Genomic DNA, 18,970 nt, shown 5'->3' with positions numbered 1-18,970 from the left:
TCAACGCGATGGGCCTGCCGCGCGCGCGCGCGGCGCCGCCAGCTCGGCCGCGGCCGGCAGGTGCAGCGCGCCCACACTAATGCCGCGCGCCGCCTGCACGGCCCGCACCACCGCCCTGGCCGTGGCCTCGGCCGCCATGGTGCCCAGCAGCATCATGCCCAGCGTTTTGCCGGACTGGCCGGTGCCCAGCGCAAACAGCGTGTCGCCGTCGGACAGGGTATGCACCGGGTTGATGCTGCGCGCCAGGCCGTCATGCGCCAGCTGGGCCAGTTTTTGCGCCTGGGTCTTGCTGATCACGGCGTCCGTGGCGATCACGCCGATGGTCGTGTTGGTGCCTGCGAGCAGGGGGCTTAGCGGCTCGCCGCGCAGGATGGCGCGGCGGCTATCTAACAGGGCGCGCCCGTTCGCCGTGCGCGCACCGGCCAGCACGCGGCCGCTGTCGGGGTCGACCACATCGCCCAGCGCGTTGCAGGCGATGAGGGCGCCCACCGTGACGCCCTGCAACGTGACCGACGCCGTTCCGATGCCGCCCTTCATGGCGCGGTGCAGGCCGAACAGCTTGCCGACCACTGCGCCGGCACCCGCGCCCACATTGCCCTCGGCCGGGCGTTGGCGCGAGGCAGCCGCGCAGGCGCGGTAGCCGGCTTCGGCATCGGGCCGGATGCGGGCATCGCCCACCGGCAGGTCGAACAGCACGGCGGCCGGCACGATGGGGACCAGGCCGACGCCCACGTCGAAGCCGATGCCCTGTTCTTCCAGCCAGCGCATCGCACCACCGGCGGCATCCAGACCCCAGGCGCTGCCACCGGCGAGCACGATGGCATGCACCTGCTCCACCAGGTTGCCGGGTTGCAGCAAATCGGTCTCGCGGGTGCCGGGCGCGGCGCCGCGCACATCAACGCCGCCGACCGCGCCATGGCGCGCGATGATCACGGTGCAGCCAGTCGGGCGGCGCGCGTCGGTGAAATGGCCGACCTCGATGCCACCGACCTGGGTCAGGCTGCCCGGTGCGCGGCGGCTGGGCGGTGTCGGGGTGGAAGTGATCGCATGGGTGGCAGCAGTGGGGGCTTTGGCGGTAGGGCGTGTCATGGCGGCTTGATTATCTACGCCGGCACAGGGATGGCGACCCGGTCTGCGCCGGGGTCTCCGGTGCGACACTGGAGGGCCTTTGCCGAAAGCGGGGTAATCTATTCTCGGGTGTGGCGCTTGACCACCCCATGATGAGAGGAAACTTTTGTATGACCGCCGTGACGTCCTCGCAACCTGATCAGCCTGCCGCCAAAGTACCCGCGCACTACCGGTTCTGGCCCAAGCGCCTGCCGTACCGGCTCACGCCCCCGGCCAACTCCCTGTGGCAAAACCTGGCGGTCAGCGCGCTGCGCTACCCCGACAAGGCCGCTCTGGTGTTCTTCGGCCGTACCTTCAGCTATGCCGAGGTGCTACAAAAAGCAGAGCGCCTGGCGGCCTGCCTGCATGGGCTGGGAGTGAAAAAGGGTGACAGGGTGGTGCTGTGCATGCAGAACTGCCCGCAGCTCGTGATCGCGCATTTCGCGATCCTGCGCGCCAACGCCGTGGTGGTGCCGGTGAACCCGATGAACCGCGCCGAGGAGCTCAAGCACTACATCAATGATCCCGATGCGAAGGTCGCCATCACCACGGCCGACCTGGCGGATGAGCTGGCACAGGCCAGCGATGCGCTGCCCGCGTCCGAGCGCTTGTCGCACCTGATCGTGACGCACTTCACCGACGCCTTCGACGCCCAAGTGCAAGGCGAGAATGCGCCGCCCGCCGCCTGGATGGCGTGGTTGACGACGCGCCACGCGCCACCAAGCCTGAGCGGCGGCCAGGTGGTCGCCTGGATCGATGCGCTGGCGGCCGCGGGCGAGGCGCCCCAGCACACGGCAGGGCCCGCGGACCTGGCGATTCTGCCCTATACCAGCGGCACCACGGGCTTGCCCAAGGGCTGCATGCACACGCACGCCAGCATCATGCACAACACGGTCGCCAGTTGCCTGTGGGGCACCGGCACGCCGGAAAACGTCACGCTCGCGGTGGTGCCGATGTTTCACATCACCGGCATGGTCAGCCAGATGCACGCCGCCATCTACGCCGCGGCCACGATGGTGGTGATGCCGCGCTGGGACCGCGATCTGGCCGGGCGTCTCATCTCGGCGTGGCGCGTCACCCACTGGACGAATATCCCGACCATGGTGATCGACCTGCTCGCCAGCCCGCACTTCGACCAGTACGACCTGTCCAGCCTGGTCGCCATCGGCGGGGGTGGTGCGGCGATGCCCCAGGCCGTCGCGCAGCGCCTGTTCGAGCAGTTCGGGCTGCGCTATGCCGAAGGCTACGGGCTCACCGAGACCGCCGCACCGTCGCACAGCAATCCGCCCGATGCGCCCAAGCAGCAGTGCCTGGGCATCCCTTTCATGAGCACCGATGCGCGCGTCGTCAATCCCGACACGCTGCAGGAAGTGCCGCAGGGCGAGCAGGGCGAAATCATCATCCATGGCCCCGAGGTGTTTGCGGGTTACTGGAAGCGGCCGGACGCGACGGCCGAGGCCTTCATCGAGTTCGAAGGCAAAAAGTTCTTTCGCTCCGGCGACCTGGGGCACGTGGACGAGGATGGCTATTTCTTCCTGACCGATCGGCTCAAGCGCATGATCAACGCCTCCGGCTTCAAGATCTGGCCGGCCGAGGTCGAGGCCCTGATGTTCCGGCACCCCGCGATCCAGGAGGCCTGCATCATCTCGGCCAAGGACAGCTACCGCGGCGAGACGGTCAAGGCCGTGGTGGTGCTGCGCGCGTCCCACAAGGGCAAGCTGACCGAGCAGGAACTCATCGACTGGTGCCGCGAGCACATGGCCGTGTACAAAATCCCGCGCATCGTGCAGTTCGTCGACGCGCTGCCCAAGAGCGGCAGCGGCAAGGTGATGTGGCGCACGCTGCAAGAGGCGGAGCAGACGAAGTAACGGTAAAAAGTGCCTGTGGCCCATGCCCCTTCTGCGCAGTTAGCTATCAAAATTGTAGTTGACGGGGTGCCAGGCAGTTGATTTTGAAAGCCAGAAAGGACGACACGCGGTATGAGTTCAACCCCCATCCTTCCCACGGCGGAGCCGGCCGAAGTCGGGCTGAGCGCCCAGCGGCTGGATCGCCTGCGGCTCGTGCTGCAGTCCGAGATCGATCGCCAGCGCCTGCCCGGCGCCGTGGCACTGATTGCGCGGCGCGGCAAGGTGGCGCTGTTCGAAGCACTGGGGCAGCAGGACCCTGCCGCCGGCACGCCCATGGCGCGCGACTCGCTGTTCCGCATCTATTCCATGACCAAGCCTATCGTATCGGTGGCGGTCATGATGCTGCTGGAGCAGGGGCGTTTGCTGCTGAGCGATCCGGTGTCGAAATACCTGCCCGAGTACGCGCAGCAACAACTGGCCGTGGAGCGCCACGGCAGCCTGGAGTTGCAGCCCGTGACCCCGGGCGCCACGGTGCAGGACCTGCTGCGCCACACGGCCGGCCTGACCTACGAGTTTCTGGGCCTGTCGGCCGTGCAGCGGCAATATGGTGCGGCCCGCATCGGCTCGCGGGAGCGCAGCAACGCGGAATTCTCGCAGGCGCTCGCAGCGCTGCCCCTGATGGCGCAGCCCGGCAGCGTCTGGGAATACAGCCGCGCCACCGATGTGCTGGGCCGGCTGGTGGAGGTCCTCGGTGGCCAGCCGCTCGGCGAGTTTCTGCACCAGCAGATCTTCGAGCCACTGGGCATGCGGGAGACCGGCTTCTGGGTGCCGCCCGAGCACCATGGGCGCATTGCCGAGCCGTTTGCGCGCGACCCCGACGGCGGCGTGCAGATGCAACTGTTCGAGGCGCGGCAACGGCCGCAGATGGAGTCGGGCGGCGGTGGGCTGGTCTCGACCGCCATGGACTATGCGCGCTTCCTGCAGTTCATGCTGAACAAGGGCGAACTCGGCGGCGTGCGCCTGCTGGGCCCGCGCATCGTGGACTGGATGACGGCCGACCACCTCGGCACCATTCCGGTGAATCCGCACAGCGGCTCGGCCACGCTGCTCACGCCGGGCCACGGCTTCGGACTGGGCTTTGCGGTGCGCACCGCGCCCGGACTGTCAGCGGTGCCGGGCTCGGTGGGCTCGTATTTCTGGGGCGGCATTGCGGGCACGACCTTCTTTGTCGATCCGGCCGAAGACCTGTTCGCGCTGATGATGATCCAGGCCCCGAACCAGCGCGAACACTACCGGCCGCTGTTCCGCGACCTGGTGTATGCGGCCTTGATGGAGTGATGCCATGACAACCCACGACTTGCGCGATGCGCACGATCACGCCGATGCGCCATGGAAGCACGATGGCGTGCGCGTGATCCCCGCGAACCGGCTCGACGGCAACACGGCCCAGACGCCCGGCATGGATCGCAAGGCGGCCATCAATTTCGCGCGCGTCGGCGCGCAAAAGCTCTGGGCCGGCACCGTCACCATCCATGCCAACGCCAAGACCGGCGCCCATCACCACGGTCATCTGGAAAGCGTGATCTACATCATCAAGGGCCGCGCGCGCATGCGCTGGGGCGAACACCTGGAATTCACGGCCGAGGCCGGCCCCGGTGACTTCATCTATGTGCCGCCCTATGTGCCGCACCAGGAAATCAATGCCAGTCCCACCGAGCCGCTGGAATGCGTGCTGTGCCGCAGTGACGGCGAGGCGGTCGCGGTCAATCTGGCGATCGAGCCGGCCGAGAAACCCGAAACGGTGTTGTGGGTCGATCCCACGCATCCGCACGGGGCAGTCTGAGCGTAGGACGCATCTTGCTTACACCTTTCACATCGTCCTACATAAGCGCTCCACTTCATTTGTTACAAATGAAGCTTGGCTCAAAGGAGTTCTCGGTGGCGATTCGAATCGCCGAGGTTCCGGCTGGCCAGGCGGCATAACCACAAGGAATCCCATGAAGTTGAAAACCCGAATTTTTGCCCTCGCTGCAGCCCTGCTGTTGCTGGGTGCCACCGCGGCCCGGGCGCAGCCCTACGTCAATGCCACCGTGGATGGCATCTTGGCGCCCGGCGTCTATGGCCGCATCAATATCGGCAATGCCCCGCCGCCGCCGGTGCTGTATGCACAGCCGGTGATCATTACGCGGCCAGCAGTGCAGGTGCAGCAACCGCCGCTGTACCTGTATGTGCCGCCGGGCCACGCCAAAAAATGGAGCAAACACTGCGCCCAGTACAACGCCTGTGGCCGGCAGGTGTATTTTGTGAATGTAGACAGCCGGGGCAAGTACAAATTCAAGGACCGTGATCGCCGCGGCTGGGACGGCCGCGGCGACAACGGCAAACATGCCTACCGGGACAATGATCGCGGCCATGGCAACGGCCACGGCCACCGCGACTGAGGTCAGTCTTCGGCGACCTGCAGCACCAGCTTGCCGAAGTTCTCGCCCGTGAAGAGCTTGATGAGGGCTTCGGGAAAGGTGTCCAGGCCCTTTACGATGTCCTCCTTGCTCTTCATGCGGCCGTCCTTCAGATAGCCCGCCAATTCGGCCACGGCCAGAGGGTAGCGATCGGCATAGTCGAACACCACGATGCCCTGCATGCGGGCCCGGTTCACGAGCAGCGACAGATAGTTCTTAGGCCCTTGAACCGCGCTGGTGTTGTTGTACTGGCTGATGGCGCCGCAGATGATGATGCGCGCGCCGCGGGCGAGACGCGCCAGCGCCGCGTCCAGGATTTCGCCGCCCACATTGTCGAAGTAGATGTCCACGCCGTTCGGGCAATGTTCCTTCAGGCCGTCCCTGACCGCGCTGGGGCCGGCCTTGTAGTCGATGCAGGCATCAAAGCCGAGCTCCTTCACGACCCAGTCGCATTTGGCCCGGCCACCGGCGATGCCCACGGCACGGCAGCCCTTGATCCTGGCGAGCTGGCCGACCGTCTGGCCGACCGCGCCGGCGGCGCCCGACACCACCACGGTCTCGCCCGCCTTGGGCTGGCCCACGTCCATCAGGCCGAAATAACCCGTCATGCCGGGCATGCCGAGCACGTTGAGCCACTGCGTCTGGCTGCCCAGCGTCAGGTCGATTTTGGCCAGGCTGCTGCGCTTGAGGTCGGCCTGTGGAACCAGCAGGTATTCCTGCACGCCGAGCACGGCAGAAACGACGTCGCCCACGGCAAACGCCGGATTTTTTGAGGCGATGACCTTGCCGATGCCCCCCGCGCGCATGACTTCGCCAATGCCCACGGGCGGGATGTAGCTCTTGCCTTCGTTCATCCAGCCGCGCATCGCGGGGTCCAGCGACAGGGCCAGCGTCTTGACCAGCACGCCGCCCTCGGCGGGCTCGGCGACGGCTTCGGTGGTCGTGCTCCAGTTGGCGCGGGTTGGGGTGCCCACCGGGCGTGCGGCCAGGCGGATCTGGTGATTGGTGAGCGTGGCAAGTGTGGACATGAGGGGGTTCTCCTGCAAATTGGATTCGGGCATGGCGGGCGCCGGGCAGCCGCTGCACGCATGGTAGCGACGGGGCTTGCGGGGCGGGTTAGCGAAAGTGACAGTGACGGACGGCACGCCTGCGCGAACGTCAGGCGAATAGCGCCTCGAAGCCCTCCAGGGGCTCGAAACGCTGGTGGTGATAGCACAGCCGGGTGGGGCCGGGCAGCGCGCGCTCGCGCAGCGAGTGCCGTTCGTCGCCGGGGTAGCAGATGACCCGCAAGCCGTCCTGCTCGAACGACTCCGGCTGGATGATCGGCGGCCTGCGGCTGCGCGCCTCCCGCAGCACGCTGTCGACCGTGCTGTGGTGCGACAGGTGCGCCAGGCTCATGATCTGCGGCGGTGCCAGCTCGATCTGGCCGTCCCGGTACTGCTCGAGCGCGGCGCGGGGGCGCAGCCAGACGCTCTCGGTCGTTTCGTGGTCATCATGCCGCGCGATCTGGTCCAGCGGCACCGCGGAGACGAAGAAACGGGTGTCAAAGCGCTTGTTCATCACCGACGGCACCCGGGGCGTGATCCAGCGCGACCACGGCACCACGCTGCGGGTCTGCAGGCGCAGCGCCATCTGCGCAAGGACTGCATCGAAGGCGCAGCCTTCACGCAAGAGGGCGCCGGCGCGTGTGGCGTGAGCGGCCGAGGCGTCCTGCGCAAACAGCACGCCCGATTCTTCAAACGCCTCGCGCAAGGCGGCCACATACAGGCTCGCTGCCGTCATGACGTCGATGTCGGGCTCGTTCAAGCCTGCGTGCAGTTGCTGCGGGGTCTGGTCCAGCCGGGTCGCCATATCCAGCTCGGCATCATGCGCGTCCACCTTGCCACCGGGAAATACATAGGCGCCGCCCAGCACGTCCGACAGGCCGTGGCGCTTGAGCAGAAACACTTCCAGCCCTGCGGCGGCGTCGCGCAGCATCACTACCGTGGCGGCGGCACGGGGCGGAGTGGTGATGACTTCGGAGTTCAGTTCCATCGGCAGCTTTCTATCGACCCGCCGCCTCATGAATTAAAGTACAGCGCTGTCCCGGCAAAGGCTACCAGAAGCCGGGCGGGGCGAGCATCACTTACATGACAGGAAGAAAAACATGAGCATTGATTTCAAGGGTCGCGTGGCCATCGTCACCGGCGCAGGCGGCGGCCTCGGCCGGCAACATGCTTTGGCGCTGGCGGCGCGCGGCGCACGGGTGCTGGTGAATGATCTCGGCGGCGCCGTCGATGGCGCCGGCGGTTCGACGGGTGCGGCGCAGGCGGTGGTTGACGAGATCCGCGCGGCCGGTGGCGAGGCCATCGCCAATGGAGCGTCCGTGACGGATTTCGGCGCCGTGCAGGCCATGGTCCGGCAGGCGGTCGATGCCTGGAGGCGTATCGACATCCTGGTGAATAACGCCGGCATCCTGCGCGACAAGAGCTTTGCCAAGATGGCGCTGGACGACTTCCGGCTGGTGATGGACGTGCACCTGATGGGCGCGGTCCATTGCACCAAGGCGGTCTGGCCGCTGATGGTCGAGCAGAAGTACGGGCGCATCGTGATGACGACCTCATCGTCGGGCCTGTACGGCAATTTCGGCCAGGCCAACTACGGGGCGGCCAAGATGGCGCTGGTGGGCCTGATGCAGACCCTGTCGATCGAGGGTGCCAAAAACAACATCCACGTCAACTGCCTGGCGCCCACTGCCGCGACCCGCATGACCGAAGGCCTGATGCCCGAGGCCGTGCTGCGGGCCCTGAAGCCCGAAGCCGTGGTGCCCGCGATGCTGGTGCTGGCGTCGAGTGACGCACCGAACCGCACCATCCTGTGCGCCGGTGCCGGCACCTTCGAGGCGGCGCACGTCACACTGACCCCCGGTGCGTGGATCGGCACCGATGCCCAGGCGCCCGAACGTCTGGCCGCGCGGCTGGCCGAGGTGACGATGCAGGCCGGCGAAACCGTGCCGCAGAGTGGTGCGGCGCAAGGCACCAACGAGGTCGGCAAGGCCATGGCCCAACTCGCCAAAACCTGAGGTGAGCCCGGGCTGCGGCGGCAATGCTGTCGTCGCTGACTCTGGTTTTGGGCAAAAGCAACATTTTCCGGATTGTTGAGGCAAATAAGACTGATTCGCATTTATACTTTCTGCTGATCTTGAACGCAGCCAGCACAGCGCCAGCATGACGTCAGGGCCTGTTCGTTCATCACCCAGAGAAAGTAAAACAATGAATCGCAGCTATCGCCCGGCGGGCCCGCGCACCCCCGTCGCCTTGTCTTTGCTTGGCCTGTTCTCGGTGCCGGGAGCCTTTGCCCAGCAAGCCGCACCGCAGGCGCCAGTCACCCCTTCTGCCCAGATCCAGCCGGCGCCCGGTGCCGTCGTGCCGCAGACTTTGCGCCCTGTGCAAATCAAGGCCAGCGCCGAGGACAACGACTTCGGCGCCAACGCGAACTCGGTCAGCCGGCTGCCGGCCGAGCTGCGCGATATTCCGCAGTCGGTCACGGTCATCAACCAGGCGGTGATGCAGTCGCAAGGCGCCACCTCGCTGGCCTCCGCGCTGCGCAACGTGCCGGGCCTGACCATCGGCGGCGCCGAAGGCGGCCAGATCGGCACCAACATCAACCTGAACGGTTTCTCGGCACGTACCGATGTCTTTCTGGACGGCGCGCGCGATCGGGCCCAGTACTACCGGGATACCTTCGCGCTCGATTCCATCGAGGTGCTCATGGGTCCGTCGTCCATGCTGTTCGGCCGCGGCTCCACCGGCGGCGTGATCAACCAGGTCACGAAGAAGCCCACGCTGAAAGCCGCGGACGAAGTGCAGGTGTCGGCCAGCACCACCGGGCTGGTGCGCACCACGCTCGACCACAACCAGCCGCTGTCCGATACCGCGGCGTTTCGCGTGGCCGTGATGGGGCAACAGGGCGACGCCACGACGCGCGATCAGACGAAGCTGCAGGACTTCGGCATCGCGCCGTCGCTCAAGCTCGGCATCGGCACGCCGACACAAATCACGCTGACGGGGCTGCTGCAGCACAACCGCGACATGCCCGACTACGGCGTGCCCCCGCTGAACGGTGCGCCGGTCAACGTGAACCCGAAGACGGCCTACGGCTTCACCGACGACCGCACCATCTCCGACATCGGCGCGCTCGGCGCACTGGTCGAGCACAAGCTCACGCCCACCAGCTCGATCCGCAACCAGACGCAATACAACAACGTCACCACCAATGCGCGCGAGACGGCACCGCAAGGCATCGGCACGATCTCGGCCAGCGGCGTCTACACGCCGCTTTCCACCGGCAGCACGGCCGTTCCGGCCGCTGCCACCAGCGCGCTGCCGCTGAGCCAGCTGTGGGTGCGCCAGCAAAGCCACGACCGCGTCATTCACGACACGTCGCTGTTCAACCTGACCGAGTTCAACGCCAAATTCGAGACGGGTGCGGTCAGGCACGCGCTGCTGGCGGGCTTTGAGCTGGGGCGCGACACCTACAACAACCAGGCCTATTACCGGAATGGTTCGTGCAACGGTACGGCGCTGAATCCGGCGGGCGGCACCAGCGGCTATGTGGCCTGCACGCCGCTGCTCGATCCGGCCCGGACCAACTCGCCCGGCAACGCGCCGAGCGCGGCCGGCAATCTCGCAACGGCGAGCGCCACCACCGTGGCCGCCTACTTCAACGACACGCTGGAACTGAGCCCGCAGTTCAAGCTGGTCGGCGGCCTGCGCCAGGACCGCTACAGCGCGAGCATCGGCAACTCGATCCCGACCGCGACCGCGGCGGCGTCCCTGAACCAGGTGGTGAACTTCACCAGCGTGCGTGCCGGCGCCCTCTGGCAACCGACCAAAGCGCAGTCCTACTACCTGTCCTACAGCACGTCGTTCAACCCGTCGCTGGAACAACTGGTATCGACCACCGGCAGCTCGCAGCCGCTGCCGCCGACGACCAACAAGGCCTACGAGGCCGGCGGCAAGTGGGACCTGAACGGGGGCGACCTGTCGCTGTCGGCGGCAGCGTTCCAGATCACCCAGGACAACGCGCGCTCGCAGAACCCGGACGGCACATATTCGGCGACCGGCACCGTGCGTGTGACCGGCGCGCGCGCCGGGGCGGCGGGGCGCGTCACCGACAGACTGCAGGTCTTTGGCGGCTACACCCACCTCAACGCCACCATCGTCGATGGCATCGCGCCGGGCACGAACGGCATGGTGCCGGCGAATACGCCGAAAGATTCCGCCAGCCTGTGGAGCACCTACGCCATCACGCCGCAGTGGGAGGTCGGCGCCGGCGCGACCTACAGTTCCTCGCGCTTTGCCAACAACACCAATCTGGTGCAGGTCGGCGCCTACACGCGCTGGGACGCGATGCTCGCCTACCATCAACCGAAATACGATATTCGCCTGAACGTGTTCAACCTGTTCAACACGAACTACTACGATGCGCTGATTCCATCCGATGGCGGGCGTGCCGTGCCGGGGCTGGGCCGCTCGGCCACCGTCTCGGTCGCCTACCGTTTCTGACCTTGGGGCGGCGCGATTCATCATGCTGATCTGCATCCCTCAAGTACTGGACGCCAGCGAGCTGGCCACGGTCCGTGCACAGCTTGATGCGGCCGGCGACGCCTGGGTCGATGGCCGGGTCACCGCGGGCCATCAGGGCGCGCCGGTCAAGTTCAACCAGCAGATCGACGAGCAATCCCGCGTGGCGCGCGACTGCCAGCAGATCGTGGCGGGGGCGCTGGAGCGCAATCCGCTGTTCATCAGCGCGGCGTTGCCCAATGTGCTGTACCCGCCCATGTTCAACCGCTACAGCGCGGGCATGGCCTTCGGCCTGCATGTCGACGGTGGCGTGCGCCTGCACCCGCACAGCGGTGCCAAGCTGCGCACCGACCTGTCCGCCACGCTGTTTCTGAGCGATCCGGACAGCTACGACGGCGGCGAGCTGCAGATCGAGGACACCTACGGCATGCACAGCGCCAAGCTCGCAGCCGGCGACATGGTGCTCTACCCCGCGAGCAGCCTGCATCAGGTCACGCCCATCACGCGCGGCGTGCGCGTGGCCTGCTTTTTGTGGGTGCAAAGCCTGGTGCGCGACGACGGCGAACGCGCCTTGCTGTTCGATATGGACAACGCCATCCAGCGCCTGAACCAGAGCGGCGCCGACACTGTGGCGCGGCGCACCCTGGTGGGCACCTATCACAACCTGCTGCGCAAATGGAGCGACACCTGATGATGGCGCGCGAGATGACCCTGACCCCCAACGACACGGCCACCTTGCCGCAGCGCGGCGCGGCTGACCACCCGCACCCGCACCACCGCCGCGCCACCTTCGTGCGCTGGGTGCGCAAGACCCATGGCTGGTTTGGCCTGTGGGGTGCGCTGCTCGGGTTGATCTTCGGCACCAGCGGCATCTGGCTGAACCACCGCGCCGTGCTCAAGCTGCCGCCCATGTCGCAGCAGCGTGTCAACGCGCAACTGACGCTGCCGGATCCGGCGCCGGCAACTGCTGCCGAGATGGCGGCCTGGCTGCAAAAGACGCTGGCGCTTCCCCAGCCCCCGAATTCGACGCGCGTCGAACCGGCCAAACGTGTCGCCTGGGCCGGCAAGGGCAGCCATGCAGGGCCTGGCGATGCGCAGGAGCCAGAGGCGCTGATGCAGCCCGAGCATTGGGTGTTCAACTTCGGCGGGCCCAACGCCATCGTGCAGGCCGACTACTGGCGCGGCAACCACTCGGTCGGCGTCACCACCACGAGCAACGGCTTCATCGCGACGCATGACCAACATGCACAAGGGTGTCGGCATGTCGCTGGCGTGGATTCTGCTCATCGACACGCTGGCCGGCAGCCTGATCTTCCTGTCGCTCTCCGGCGTGATCCTGTGGGTGCAAACCAGCCGGCGCCGGCTCGTCGGCTTGATGATTTTTTCGTCCTCGGTTGCGCTTACGCTGGGCCTGGTGGCAGTCCGGCTTTAACACAGCGCGCCTAAAAGCCGCGGCGGGCAGGCATTGGCAGCCTGTGTTACCTTTCAGCCCGCACAGATTCAAGAGCCATCGACATGAGCAGTTTGCAAGAGCGCCTGGGCGCGCTTTCCCCCGTTACCTTGAAAGGTATTCGCCGCGGCATCGAAAAGGAAAGCCTGCGCGCGCAGGCCGATGGCGCGCTCGCCCTGACGCCGCACCCGGCCGCGCTCGGCTCGGCGCTCACGCATCCGCACATCACCACCGATTTCAGCGAGTCGCAGGTCGAACTCATCACCGGTGTGCATGCCGGGGTCGAGGCGTGCCTGGAAGAGCTCACCCAGACCCACCAGTTCACTTATCAGGTGCTGCAGGAAATGGGCGACGAGATGCTCTGGGTCTCGAGCATGCCCTGCGGCCTGCCCGCGGACGAAACCATCCCGATCGGCCGCTATGGCTCATCCAACATCGGCCGCTCCAAGAGCGTGTACCGCATGGGCCTCGGCCATCGCTATGGCCGGCGCATGCAGACCATCTCGGGCATCCACTACAACTGGTCGATGCCGGACGTCTCCAGCGAAGCCTACTTTGCGCTGATCCGTAATTTCCGCCGCCATGCATTCCTGCTGCTGTACCTGTTTGGCGCATCGCCCGCGGTGTGTTCCAGTTTTCTCGCCGGGCGCGCGCACGAACTTCAAACGCTGAACGACCACACCATGTACATGCCGTATGGCACCTCGCTGCGCATGGGGCGCCTGGGCTACCAGAGCGACGCACAGGCCTCCATCGCCGTGAGCTACAACAGCCTCGACGGCTATGGCGCCTCGCTGCAGGATGCGCTGACCCGGCCCTATCCGGCCTACGAAGCCATCGGTGTGCGCAATCCCGGCGGCGACTACAACCAGCTCGACACCAGCCTGCTGCAGATCGAGAACGAGTTCTACGGCACCATCCGCCCCAAGCGCGTGATTCAGCCGGGCGAGCGCCCGCTGCACGCGCTGCGCGAACGCGGTGTCGAATACATCGAGGTGCGCCTGATGGACCTCGACCCCTTCATCCCCGTGGGCATCACGGCGCAGACCATGCGCTTTCTCGATGTGTTTTTGCTGCATTGCCTGCTGGCCGACAGCCCACTCGACACGCCGCAGGAAATTGCCGAAACCTCGCACAGCCGCGACCGCGTGGCCGCGCGCGGGCGCGAGCCGGGGCTGCGCCTGGAGCGTGATGGGCGCGAGGTGCTGCTGACCGACTGGGGCATGGAGCTGATGGAGGCGTTCGTGCCGATCGCAGCCCGACTCGACGCGGTGCATGGCGGAGCGCAGTACAGCCAGGCGCTGGTGGCCGCCCGGGCAGGGCTGGCGGACGCCAGCACACTGCCTTCGGCGCGCGTGCTGGAGGTGATGGCCAGGGAGTTCGACAACTCCTTCATCCGCTTCGCCCGCGCACAATCCCAGCAAACCAGGCGCACGCTGCTGAGTCTGCCTTTTCCTGCCGACATGCAAGCGCGCTTTCGCGCCATGGCGCAGCAATCCATCGAAGACCAGAAAAGAATCGAGGCCGCTGACACCGTGCCTTTCGACATCTACCTGCAGCAGTACCTGTCGCCCGAGCGCCTGGGCCTGCCGGGTGCCCTGCCGCGCGCCGCGTAGCGGGTCTGTTCCGCTACTGCCCGGCAACCCCCCCATCCTTGCGGATGGATTCGCGGTCGCGGTGGTTCTTCAGCCGCCCCAGCGTGGTCTCCAGCGAGCCCAGCAGCTTGGCCAGCGCGCCCCGAAACGCCTCGTCCTGGGTGGTGCCATGGTGGTTCACGGTAATGAGCTGGTGGTGGCCCAGGCGGGCCTGCATGGAGCAGTGCAGGGCGTTGGCGCCGCCCTTGTCGCCATTCTCGTCGCTCAGGTAGACCTCCACGCGCGTGATGTCGTCCCGGAAACGGTTCAGTTTTTCATTCAGTTCGTTATCGGCCCAACGCTCCAGCGCGTCCTTGTTGCCGATGCCCTTGCTGGTGTCCACTTGAATTTGCATAGGGGTGTCCTTGTGCGATGGTGGCGGCACGTGCTGCCGGATACCGTCGGGCGGCGGCTGGCGCAGCGGTCAACCGCCGGCTTGACGGAACGAATCCCCAGTGTGGCCCCTATCGTGGTGAAAGGATGTAGGACCGGTTCGGCAATTGCAGCGCCGGCATCAGGGCCATGCCTTGCGGGCGGCCATACGTCGGCGGATGTACAGCCCCAGAAAAGCACAGCCCAGCACCAGCGCGAACCAGCCGACCAGCGCCGAAGCGGCCACGATGCTGCGCATGCCGGGCGACGTCAGGAAGGCGGGCGAGATCAGCACGGCCAGGCCGATGAGCACGCACAGCACGCCTTTTTGCAGCAGCTCGTTGTTCGCCTTGTGGGCCTTGATGTCGGGCGGGCGCGGTAGGGTGTTGGGTCGGGGCATGGAGCGGATTATCCGATGCAGCGACAATTCGCACTCGCCCCTTCAACCCAGCCCTGACAAGAGAGAACATCCCGATGGCCATCCAGTGGTTTCCCGGTCACATGCACCTGACCAAAAAAGCCATCCAGGAGCGCATCAAGGACATTGATGTGGTGATCGAGCTGCTCGACGCGCGCCTGCCGGGCTCCAGCGCCAACCCCATGCTGGCCGAGCTCACGAGCGGCAAGCCCGGCTTGAAAGTGCTCAACAAACAGGACCTGGCCGACCCGGCGCGCACCGCGCTCTGGCTGGCGCACTACAACGCGCTGCCCGCCACGCGCGCGCTGGCACTGGACGCGAGCGAGGCCACCCCCGCGCGGCGCCTGATCCAGGCCTGCCACGAGCTCGCGCCCGGTCGCGCCGGCATGGCCAAACCCATGCGCGTGCTGATCTGCGGCATTCCCAACGTCGGTAAGTCCACGCTCATCAACACGCTCACGGGCAAGCGCGCGGCCAAGACCGGCGACGAGGCCGGCATCACCAAGCTGGAGCAGCGCATTGCGCTGGCCGACGACTTTTATCTGTACGACACGCCCGGCGTGCTGTGGCCGCGCATCATCGTGGCCCGCAGCGGCTACAACCTGGCGGCCAGCGGCGCGATCGGCCGCAACGCCTTCGATGAAGAAGAGGTGGCGCTGGAGTTGCTCGGCTATCTGACCCGGCACTACCCCGGCGCGCCGGCCGCGCGCTACAGCGTGGATGTGGCGGGCCTCACCGATGAGCAACTGCTCCAAGCCATTGGCCGCAAGCGCGGCGCGGTGCAAAGCGGCGGGCGCGTGAACCTGCAAAAGGCCGCCGAGATCGTGATCTACGACCTTCGCGCGGCCAACCTGGGGCGCATCACGCTGGAAACCCCGGAGGAATTTGCCGCATGGCTGGCCGAGGGGCAGAAGGTGGATGCCGAGCGGCAGCTCAAAAAGAAAAAGCCGCCCCGCTCGACGAAGTGAGCGGGGCGGCCAGGCAGGCCGGGTTCAGGCTCAGGCGGCCTTGGTGGCGCGCGCCTTCTTGAACGGCGAGACGTGCTTGACGGAGGCAGCGTCGTCGCCAGCGATCTTTTTCACCAACTCGGCAGACTTCTCTTCCAGCTGGGCGGCCAGCTTGCTCACCATCTCGGCGGCGGGCACGGCAGCCGTGGCGAGCTTGCTGAGAGCGGGCACGCCGGTTTTTTCTTCAAAGCGGCCGGCGTTGGCGGCCACTTGCTGCACGCCCTTGCCCGCGAACCTGACGATCTCGTTGACCAGGGTGTCGGCGCTGTTGGTCGCCAGGGCCAGGCCCTGGGCGTAGTAGCTGCCGACCAGCTTTTGCGCGGCGGTGGCGTTCTCCACCACGTCGGCGCTCAGCTTCGGGCTGGACGCTTCCAGGGCGCGGTCCCAGCGCTGCTCCACGAAGCCGACGATACGCTCGCCGCCCGTGCGATAGGCGTTGATCACGTTTTTGGAGGTGTTGCCGTAGGACTCGATCAAGTCGGTCACGACGGTAGAGAGGTTCTTTGCGGTCATGGTAGGTTCCTGAGAGGTTGAAAATCTGATGAATAAATTTTCCCCGTTTGCCCTAGGGCGTGCGACCTAATAGCGGCCCGAATCCTAGAGGCTGCCGTCTAGGATTGTGCGATGGCAGGGGCGCCGCTATATTGGCAAGCAGTCTTCAGGAGTCCAGCATGTCCGTCCCCGTAGTGACCATTGCACCCTGGCAACTCAACAACGGCGAGGCCGGCACCAGCCCTGCCGACTACGGGCGCCACATGCTGGCCGAAGGCGATTCGTGGTTTGCGTACGGCTCCGTGCTGGGCTTCAACCAGCTCAATTTTTTGCGGCTCACGCGCCGTACGCTGATCACTCAGACGGCGATGCCCGGCGACACGCTGGACCATATGGCCGACTGGTGGCGCGACAGCAATTTCCCATCGCTCATCGACGGCGGCAGCTACGGCAACCGGGCCTGGAAGTTCGACGCCATCCTGCTCAGCGGCGGCGGCAACGACCTGATCGATGCCGTGAGCGACCAGTACGTGGACCAGCGCATCCTGCGGCTGTGCTCGACCACCAGCCCGCCCGCCACGGCGGCCGATTGCCTGCATGAGGCCGCCTGGGCCCAGTTCGAGGTCTACCTGCGCGCCAATTTCAAAAAAATCTCGGACTTTGTCGCCGCCAGCATCAAGAACCACGATACGCCCATCTTCGTGCATACCTACGATCATCTGACGCCGCGCGATGCGCCGGCCGTGCCCGGCTTCGGGCCGTGGCTGCTGCCCGCGCTGCAGGTGCACCAGGTGCCCGCGGCGCTTTGGCAACCTGTGGCCGATCTGCTGATCGACCGGCTGCGCGGCGTGATCCGCTCGCTCGGCCTGCCCAACGTGCATGTGGTCGACACCGTGGGCACCTTGACCCCCGCGGTGCCCGGTTCGACCGGCCAGAGCAACGACTGGCTCAACGAAATCCACCCCAGTCGAGGCGGCTTTCGCAAGCTGGCGCCGCTGTGGCAGCAGACGATCGAGGCCACCATCGGCGCCTGAGCATTCATCCCGTGCGGACGGGTCTGGCAAGGTATGAGTAGAATGTGACTCAAGCCCTTGTGGGTATTACACAAGTAGCTATAAAAAAAGTAGCAAACATGAACCCAACCTCTCCGCCAGCGTCCACCACCTTCGAAGTCCTCCCGCGCGACCTGTCCGCCTATCGGCGCGGCAACGTGGGCATCGACTATGTGCACCGCTTCGAATCCGGCAAGCCCGGGCCGCACGTGCTGGTCAACGCGCTCACCCACGGCAACGAGTTCTGCGGCATGGTGGCGGCCACGCAGCTGCTGGATGCCGGCGTGCGCCCGCTGATCGGCACGCTCACGGTCAGCTTTGCCAACGTGGCGGCGTACGAAACCTTTGATCCGGCGCAGCCGTTCGAGAGCCGCCTGCTGGTGCACAACCTGAACCGCATCTGGTCGCCCGAGTGGCTGGACGGCGCCGAGGACAGCCCCGAGCTGCGGCGCGCGCGCGAGCTGCGCCCGGTGCTCGCCGCAGCCGATCACCTGCTCGACATCCACTCCACCAGCCAGGACGTCGAACCCTTCTGGGTCTATCCCGGCTTCGCGCGCAACGCCGAGGTCGCGCTGGCGATCGGGCGCCCGCAGGTGCACCTGGTCATGCCCGATGGCCTGGGTTCGGGCACGCCGCTGATCCAGTACGGCCACTTCGCCGGCGTTGATGGCACGGGCGCCGCCATGGTGGTCGAATGCGGCCAGCATTTCCGCCAGGCGAGCAGCGATACGGCAATCGCCGTGACGCGCGGCTTCCTGGCCCACTTTGGCCTGATGGAGCGCGACGCGGATGCCGCGTCCGCCGCCGCGCCCAGGCGCTTCGAGCTGCTGCGCACCTATGTGATCAAGACGCCCGAATTCAAATTCAGCCGGCCCTGCGTGGGCTTCGAGGTGTTCGCCAAGGACGAACTCATCGCCACCGATGGCCCGGATGAAATCCGCGCGCCGTGCGACGACTGCACCATCCTGATGCCCGCGCGCACGGCGATCGTGGGGCGCGAGGGCGTGTACCTGTCGCGGCCGCTGGCGACCTAGATATTTGATGAAAACAGCCGCGAGCCCTTGAGGGTTCTGCGCGAGCAGCTACGAAATCGGTAGCAATTAGCGCACGTGCGACTGCACCCAGCGCACGATGTCGGCCGCGCCCATGGCGCCGGCCTGGCGCGCCACCTCACGCCCGTCCACGAACAGCGCCAGCGTCGGGATGCTGCGAATGTTGAAACGCGCGGCGAGGTTGGGTACCGCCTCGGTATCGACCTTGGCCAGACGCACCCGCGGCTCCAGTTGCGCGGCGGCCTGCTCGAACCACGGCGCCATCGTGCGGCACGGGCCGCACCAGGGCGCCCAGAAATCCACCAGTACCGGGATCTGATTGCGGCCGATGTGCTTGTCAAACGCCGCCTCGTCCAGCGCGGCAGGATGCGCGTCGAACAGGGGTTTCTTGCAGTGCCCGCAGGTCGGCGCACTGCCGAGCTGGTCCGCACGCACGCGGTTCGTGGTGTGGCAGTGCGGACAGACGATGTGCAGTGATTCGTTCATTTGCTGCATTTTGGGGGCCGGCAGCGGCTT

At 66.4% G+C, this 18,970-nt stretch carries 18 protein-coding genes and 1 pseudogene; 12 read left to right on the top strand and 7 right to left on the bottom strand.

Annotated features, from left to right (window positions below; translation table 11 throughout):
- Positions 1 to 1,089, bottom strand: coding sequence for a P1 family peptidase (locus tag EUB48_RS14635; RefSeq protein ID WP_142819835.1), 1,089 nt, complete (start codon positions 1,087 to 1,089; stop codon positions 1 to 3).
- A gap of 149 nt (positions 1,090 to 1,238) precedes the next feature.
- On the opposite strand from EUB48_RS14635, the gene EUB48_RS14630 reads away from it, so the two are divergent.
- The 4 genes from EUB48_RS14630 to EUB48_RS14615 all read left to right on the top strand — a co-directional run bounded on the left by EUB48_RS14630 (position 1,239) and on the right by EUB48_RS14615 (position 5,395).
- Positions 1,239 to 2,975: a long-chain fatty acid--CoA ligase gene (locus EUB48_RS14630; RefSeq protein ID WP_142819834.1), complete on the top strand. Its 1,737-nt coding sequence runs from the start codon at positions 1,239 to 1,241 to the stop codon at positions 2,973 to 2,975.
- Between the two features lie 111 nt (positions 2,976 to 3,086).
- A complete protein-coding gene (locus EUB48_RS14625; RefSeq protein WP_142819833.1) occupies positions 3,087 to 4,292 on the top strand; it encodes a serine hydrolase domain-containing protein in 1,206 nt (401 codons plus the stop codon).
- Positions 4,293 to 4,296: 4 nt separating this feature from the next.
- Positions 4,297 to 4,797 (top strand): cupin domain-containing protein, encoded by a 501-nt coding sequence (locus EUB48_RS14620; RefSeq protein WP_142819832.1) that lies wholly within the window; start codon positions 4,297 to 4,299, stop codon positions 4,795 to 4,797.
- Positions 4,798 to 4,951: 154 nt separating this feature from the next.
- On the top strand, positions 4,952 to 5,395 hold the full coding sequence (locus EUB48_RS14615) for a hypothetical protein (RefSeq protein ID WP_142819831.1): 444 nt from the start codon (positions 4,952 to 4,954) through the stop codon (positions 5,393 to 5,395).
- Between the two features lie 2 nt (positions 5,396 to 5,397).
- On the opposite strand, the gene EUB48_RS14610 is transcribed toward EUB48_RS14615, so the two are convergent.
- Together EUB48_RS14610 and EUB48_RS14605 are read right to left on the bottom strand one after the other, a co-directional pair.
- A complete protein-coding gene (locus tag EUB48_RS14610) occupies positions 5,398 to 6,441 on the bottom strand; it encodes an NADP-dependent oxidoreductase (RefSeq protein ID WP_142819830.1) in 1,044 nt (347 codons plus the stop codon).
- 130 nt (positions 6,442 to 6,571) lie between these two features.
- Positions 6,572 to 7,447, bottom strand: a complete 876-nt coding sequence (locus EUB48_RS14605) for an NUDIX hydrolase (RefSeq protein WP_142819829.1) — start codon at positions 7,445 to 7,447, stop codon at positions 6,572 to 6,574.
- A 112-nt stretch (positions 7,448 to 7,559) separates the two neighbouring features.
- Here EUB48_RS14605 and EUB48_RS14600 point away from each other — a divergent pair, with 112 nt between their 5' ends.
- From EUB48_RS14600 to gshA, 5 genes and pseudogenes are all read left to right on the top strand, one after another.
- Positions 7,560 to 8,474, top strand: coding sequence for an SDR family NAD(P)-dependent oxidoreductase (locus EUB48_RS14600; protein WP_142819828.1), 915 nt, complete (start codon positions 7,560 to 7,562; stop codon positions 8,472 to 8,474).
- A gap of 190 nt (positions 8,475 to 8,664) precedes the next feature.
- Entirely contained in the window at positions 8,665 to 10,959 is a 2,295-nt protein-coding gene (locus EUB48_RS14595) for a TonB-dependent receptor (RefSeq protein WP_142819827.1), read from the top strand.
- A 22-nt stretch (positions 10,960 to 10,981) separates the two neighbouring features.
- Positions 10,982 to 11,668, top strand: coding sequence for a Fe2+-dependent dioxygenase (locus EUB48_RS14590; RefSeq protein WP_142819826.1), 687 nt, complete (start codon positions 10,982 to 10,984; stop codon positions 11,666 to 11,668).
- 2 nt (positions 11,669 to 11,670) lie between these two features.
- A pseudogene (locus EUB48_RS22045) lies at positions 11,671 to 12,409 on the top strand (PepSY-associated TM helix domain-containing protein).
- An 83-nt stretch (positions 12,410 to 12,492) separates the two neighbouring features.
- Positions 12,493 to 14,043 carry a glutamate--cysteine ligase gene (gene gshA / locus EUB48_RS14580; protein ID WP_142819825.1) on the top strand — a complete coding sequence of 517 codons (1,551 nt, stop codon included), beginning with the start codon at positions 12,493 to 12,495 and terminating at the stop codon, positions 14,041 to 14,043.
- A gap of 13 nt (positions 14,044 to 14,056) precedes the next feature.
- Here the strand turns inward: gshA and EUB48_RS14575 are convergent, their stop codons facing one another.
- Together EUB48_RS14575 and EUB48_RS14570 are read right to left on the bottom strand one after the other, a co-directional pair.
- The gene (locus EUB48_RS14575; RefSeq protein WP_142819824.1) at positions 14,057 to 14,416 is read right to left on the bottom strand and encodes an HPF/RaiA family ribosome-associated protein; all 360 of its coding nucleotides are present in this window, start codon (positions 14,414 to 14,416) and stop codon (positions 14,057 to 14,059) included.
- 159 nt (positions 14,417 to 14,575) lie between these two features.
- The gene (locus tag EUB48_RS14570) at positions 14,576 to 14,833 is read right to left on the bottom strand and encodes a hypothetical protein (protein ID WP_142819823.1); all 258 of its coding nucleotides are present in this window, start codon (positions 14,831 to 14,833) and stop codon (positions 14,576 to 14,578) included.
- Positions 14,834 to 14,907: 74 nt separating this feature from the next.
- Here EUB48_RS14570 and ylqF point away from each other — a divergent pair, with 74 nt between their 5' ends.
- Positions 14,908 to 15,819 (top strand): ribosome biogenesis GTPase YlqF, encoded by a 912-nt coding sequence (gene ylqF, locus EUB48_RS14565; RefSeq protein WP_142819822.1) that lies wholly within the window; start codon positions 14,908 to 14,910, stop codon positions 15,817 to 15,819.
- 30 nt (positions 15,820 to 15,849) lie between these two features.
- Here the strand turns inward: ylqF and EUB48_RS14560 are convergent, their stop codons facing one another.
- Complete coding sequence (locus EUB48_RS14560; RefSeq protein ID WP_142819821.1) at positions 15,850 to 16,371, bottom strand: hypothetical protein; 522 nt, start codon at positions 16,369 to 16,371, stop codon at positions 15,850 to 15,852.
- A gap of 158 nt (positions 16,372 to 16,529) precedes the next feature.
- Here EUB48_RS14560 and EUB48_RS14555 point away from each other — a divergent pair, with 158 nt between their 5' ends.
- On the top strand, positions 16,530 to 17,384 hold the full coding sequence (locus tag EUB48_RS14555) for a hypothetical protein (protein ID WP_142819820.1): 855 nt from the start codon (positions 16,530 to 16,532) through the stop codon (positions 17,382 to 17,384).
- 98 nt (positions 17,385 to 17,482) lie between these two features.
- Complete coding sequence (locus EUB48_RS14550) at positions 17,483 to 18,436, top strand: M14 family metallopeptidase (RefSeq protein ID WP_142819819.1); 954 nt, start codon at positions 17,483 to 17,485, stop codon at positions 18,434 to 18,436.
- A 66-nt stretch (positions 18,437 to 18,502) separates the two neighbouring features.
- Here the strand turns inward: EUB48_RS14550 and trxC are convergent, their stop codons facing one another.
- Positions 18,503 to 18,940: a thioredoxin TrxC gene (trxC, locus tag EUB48_RS14545; protein WP_142819818.1), complete on the bottom strand. Its 438-nt coding sequence runs from the start codon at positions 18,938 to 18,940 to the stop codon at positions 18,503 to 18,505.
- Positions 18,941 to 18,970: the final 30 nt, after the last annotated feature.

Source organism: Rhodoferax sediminis (assembly GCF_006970865.1).
GTDB classification, from domain to species: Bacteria; Pseudomonadota; Gammaproteobacteria; order Burkholderiales; family Burkholderiaceae_C; genus Rhodoferax_A; species Rhodoferax_A sediminis.
Note: the sequence above shows the minus strand (reverse complement) of the source record. Positions and strands in the feature narration are given on the sequence as shown.

Excerpts from the sequence above, each read along its gene's own strand:
- EUB48_RS14555 (WP_142819820.1), top strand. The coding sequence starts at position 16,530 with ATGTCCGTCCCCGTAGTGACCATTGCACCCTGGCAACTCAACAACGGC.
- EUB48_RS14600 (WP_142819828.1), top strand. The coding sequence starts at position 7,560 with ATGAGCATTGATTTCAAGGGTCGCGTGGCCATCGTCACCGGCGCAGGC.
- EUB48_RS14615 (WP_142819831.1), top strand. The coding sequence starts at position 4,952 with ATGAAGTTGAAAACCCGAATTTTTGCCCTCGCTGCAGCCCTGCTGTTG.
- EUB48_RS14635 (WP_142819835.1), bottom strand. The coding sequence starts at position 1,089 with ATGACACGCCCTACCGCCAAAGCCCCCACTGCTGCCACCCATGCGATC.
- EUB48_RS14550 (WP_142819819.1), top strand. The coding sequence starts at position 17,483 with ATGAACCCAACCTCTCCGCCAGCGTCCACCACCTTCGAAGTCCTCCCG.
- gshA (WP_142819825.1), top strand. The coding sequence starts at position 12,493 with ATGAGCAGTTTGCAAGAGCGCCTGGGCGCGCTTTCCCCCGTTACCTTG.
- EUB48_RS14620 (WP_142819832.1), top strand. The coding sequence starts at position 4,297 with ATGACAACCCACGACTTGCGCGATGCGCACGATCACGCCGATGCGCCA.
- EUB48_RS14575 (WP_142819824.1), bottom strand. The coding sequence starts at position 14,416 with ATGCAAATTCAAGTGGACACCAGCAAGGGCATCGGCAACAAGGACGCG.
- EUB48_RS14595 (WP_142819827.1), top strand. The coding sequence starts at position 8,665 with ATGAATCGCAGCTATCGCCCGGCGGGCCCGCGCACCCCCGTCGCCTTG.
- EUB48_RS14610 (WP_142819830.1), bottom strand. The coding sequence starts at position 6,441 with ATGTCCACACTTGCCACGCTCACCAATCACCAGATCCGCCTGGCCGCA.
- EUB48_RS14630 (WP_142819834.1), top strand. The coding sequence starts at position 1,239 with ATGACCGCCGTGACGTCCTCGCAACCTGATCAGCCTGCCGCCAAAGTA.
- ylqF (WP_142819822.1), top strand. The coding sequence starts at position 14,908 with ATGGCCATCCAGTGGTTTCCCGGTCACATGCACCTGACCAAAAAAGCC.
- EUB48_RS14590 (WP_142819826.1), top strand. The coding sequence starts at position 10,982 with ATGCTGATCTGCATCCCTCAAGTACTGGACGCCAGCGAGCTGGCCACG.
- EUB48_RS14605 (WP_142819829.1), bottom strand. The coding sequence starts at position 7,447 with ATGGAACTGAACTCCGAAGTCATCACCACTCCGCCCCGTGCCGCCGCC.
- trxC (WP_142819818.1), bottom strand. The coding sequence starts at position 18,940 with ATGAACGAATCACTGCACATCGTCTGTCCGCACTGCCACACCACGAAC.
- EUB48_RS14570 (WP_142819823.1), bottom strand. The coding sequence starts at position 14,833 with ATGCCCCGACCCAACACCCTACCGCGCCCGCCCGACATCAAGGCCCAC.
- EUB48_RS14625 (WP_142819833.1), top strand. The coding sequence starts at position 3,087 with ATGAGTTCAACCCCCATCCTTCCCACGGCGGAGCCGGCCGAAGTCGGG.
- EUB48_RS14560 (WP_142819821.1), bottom strand. The coding sequence starts at position 16,371 with ATGACCGCAAAGAACCTCTCTACCGTCGTGACCGACTTGATCGAGTCC.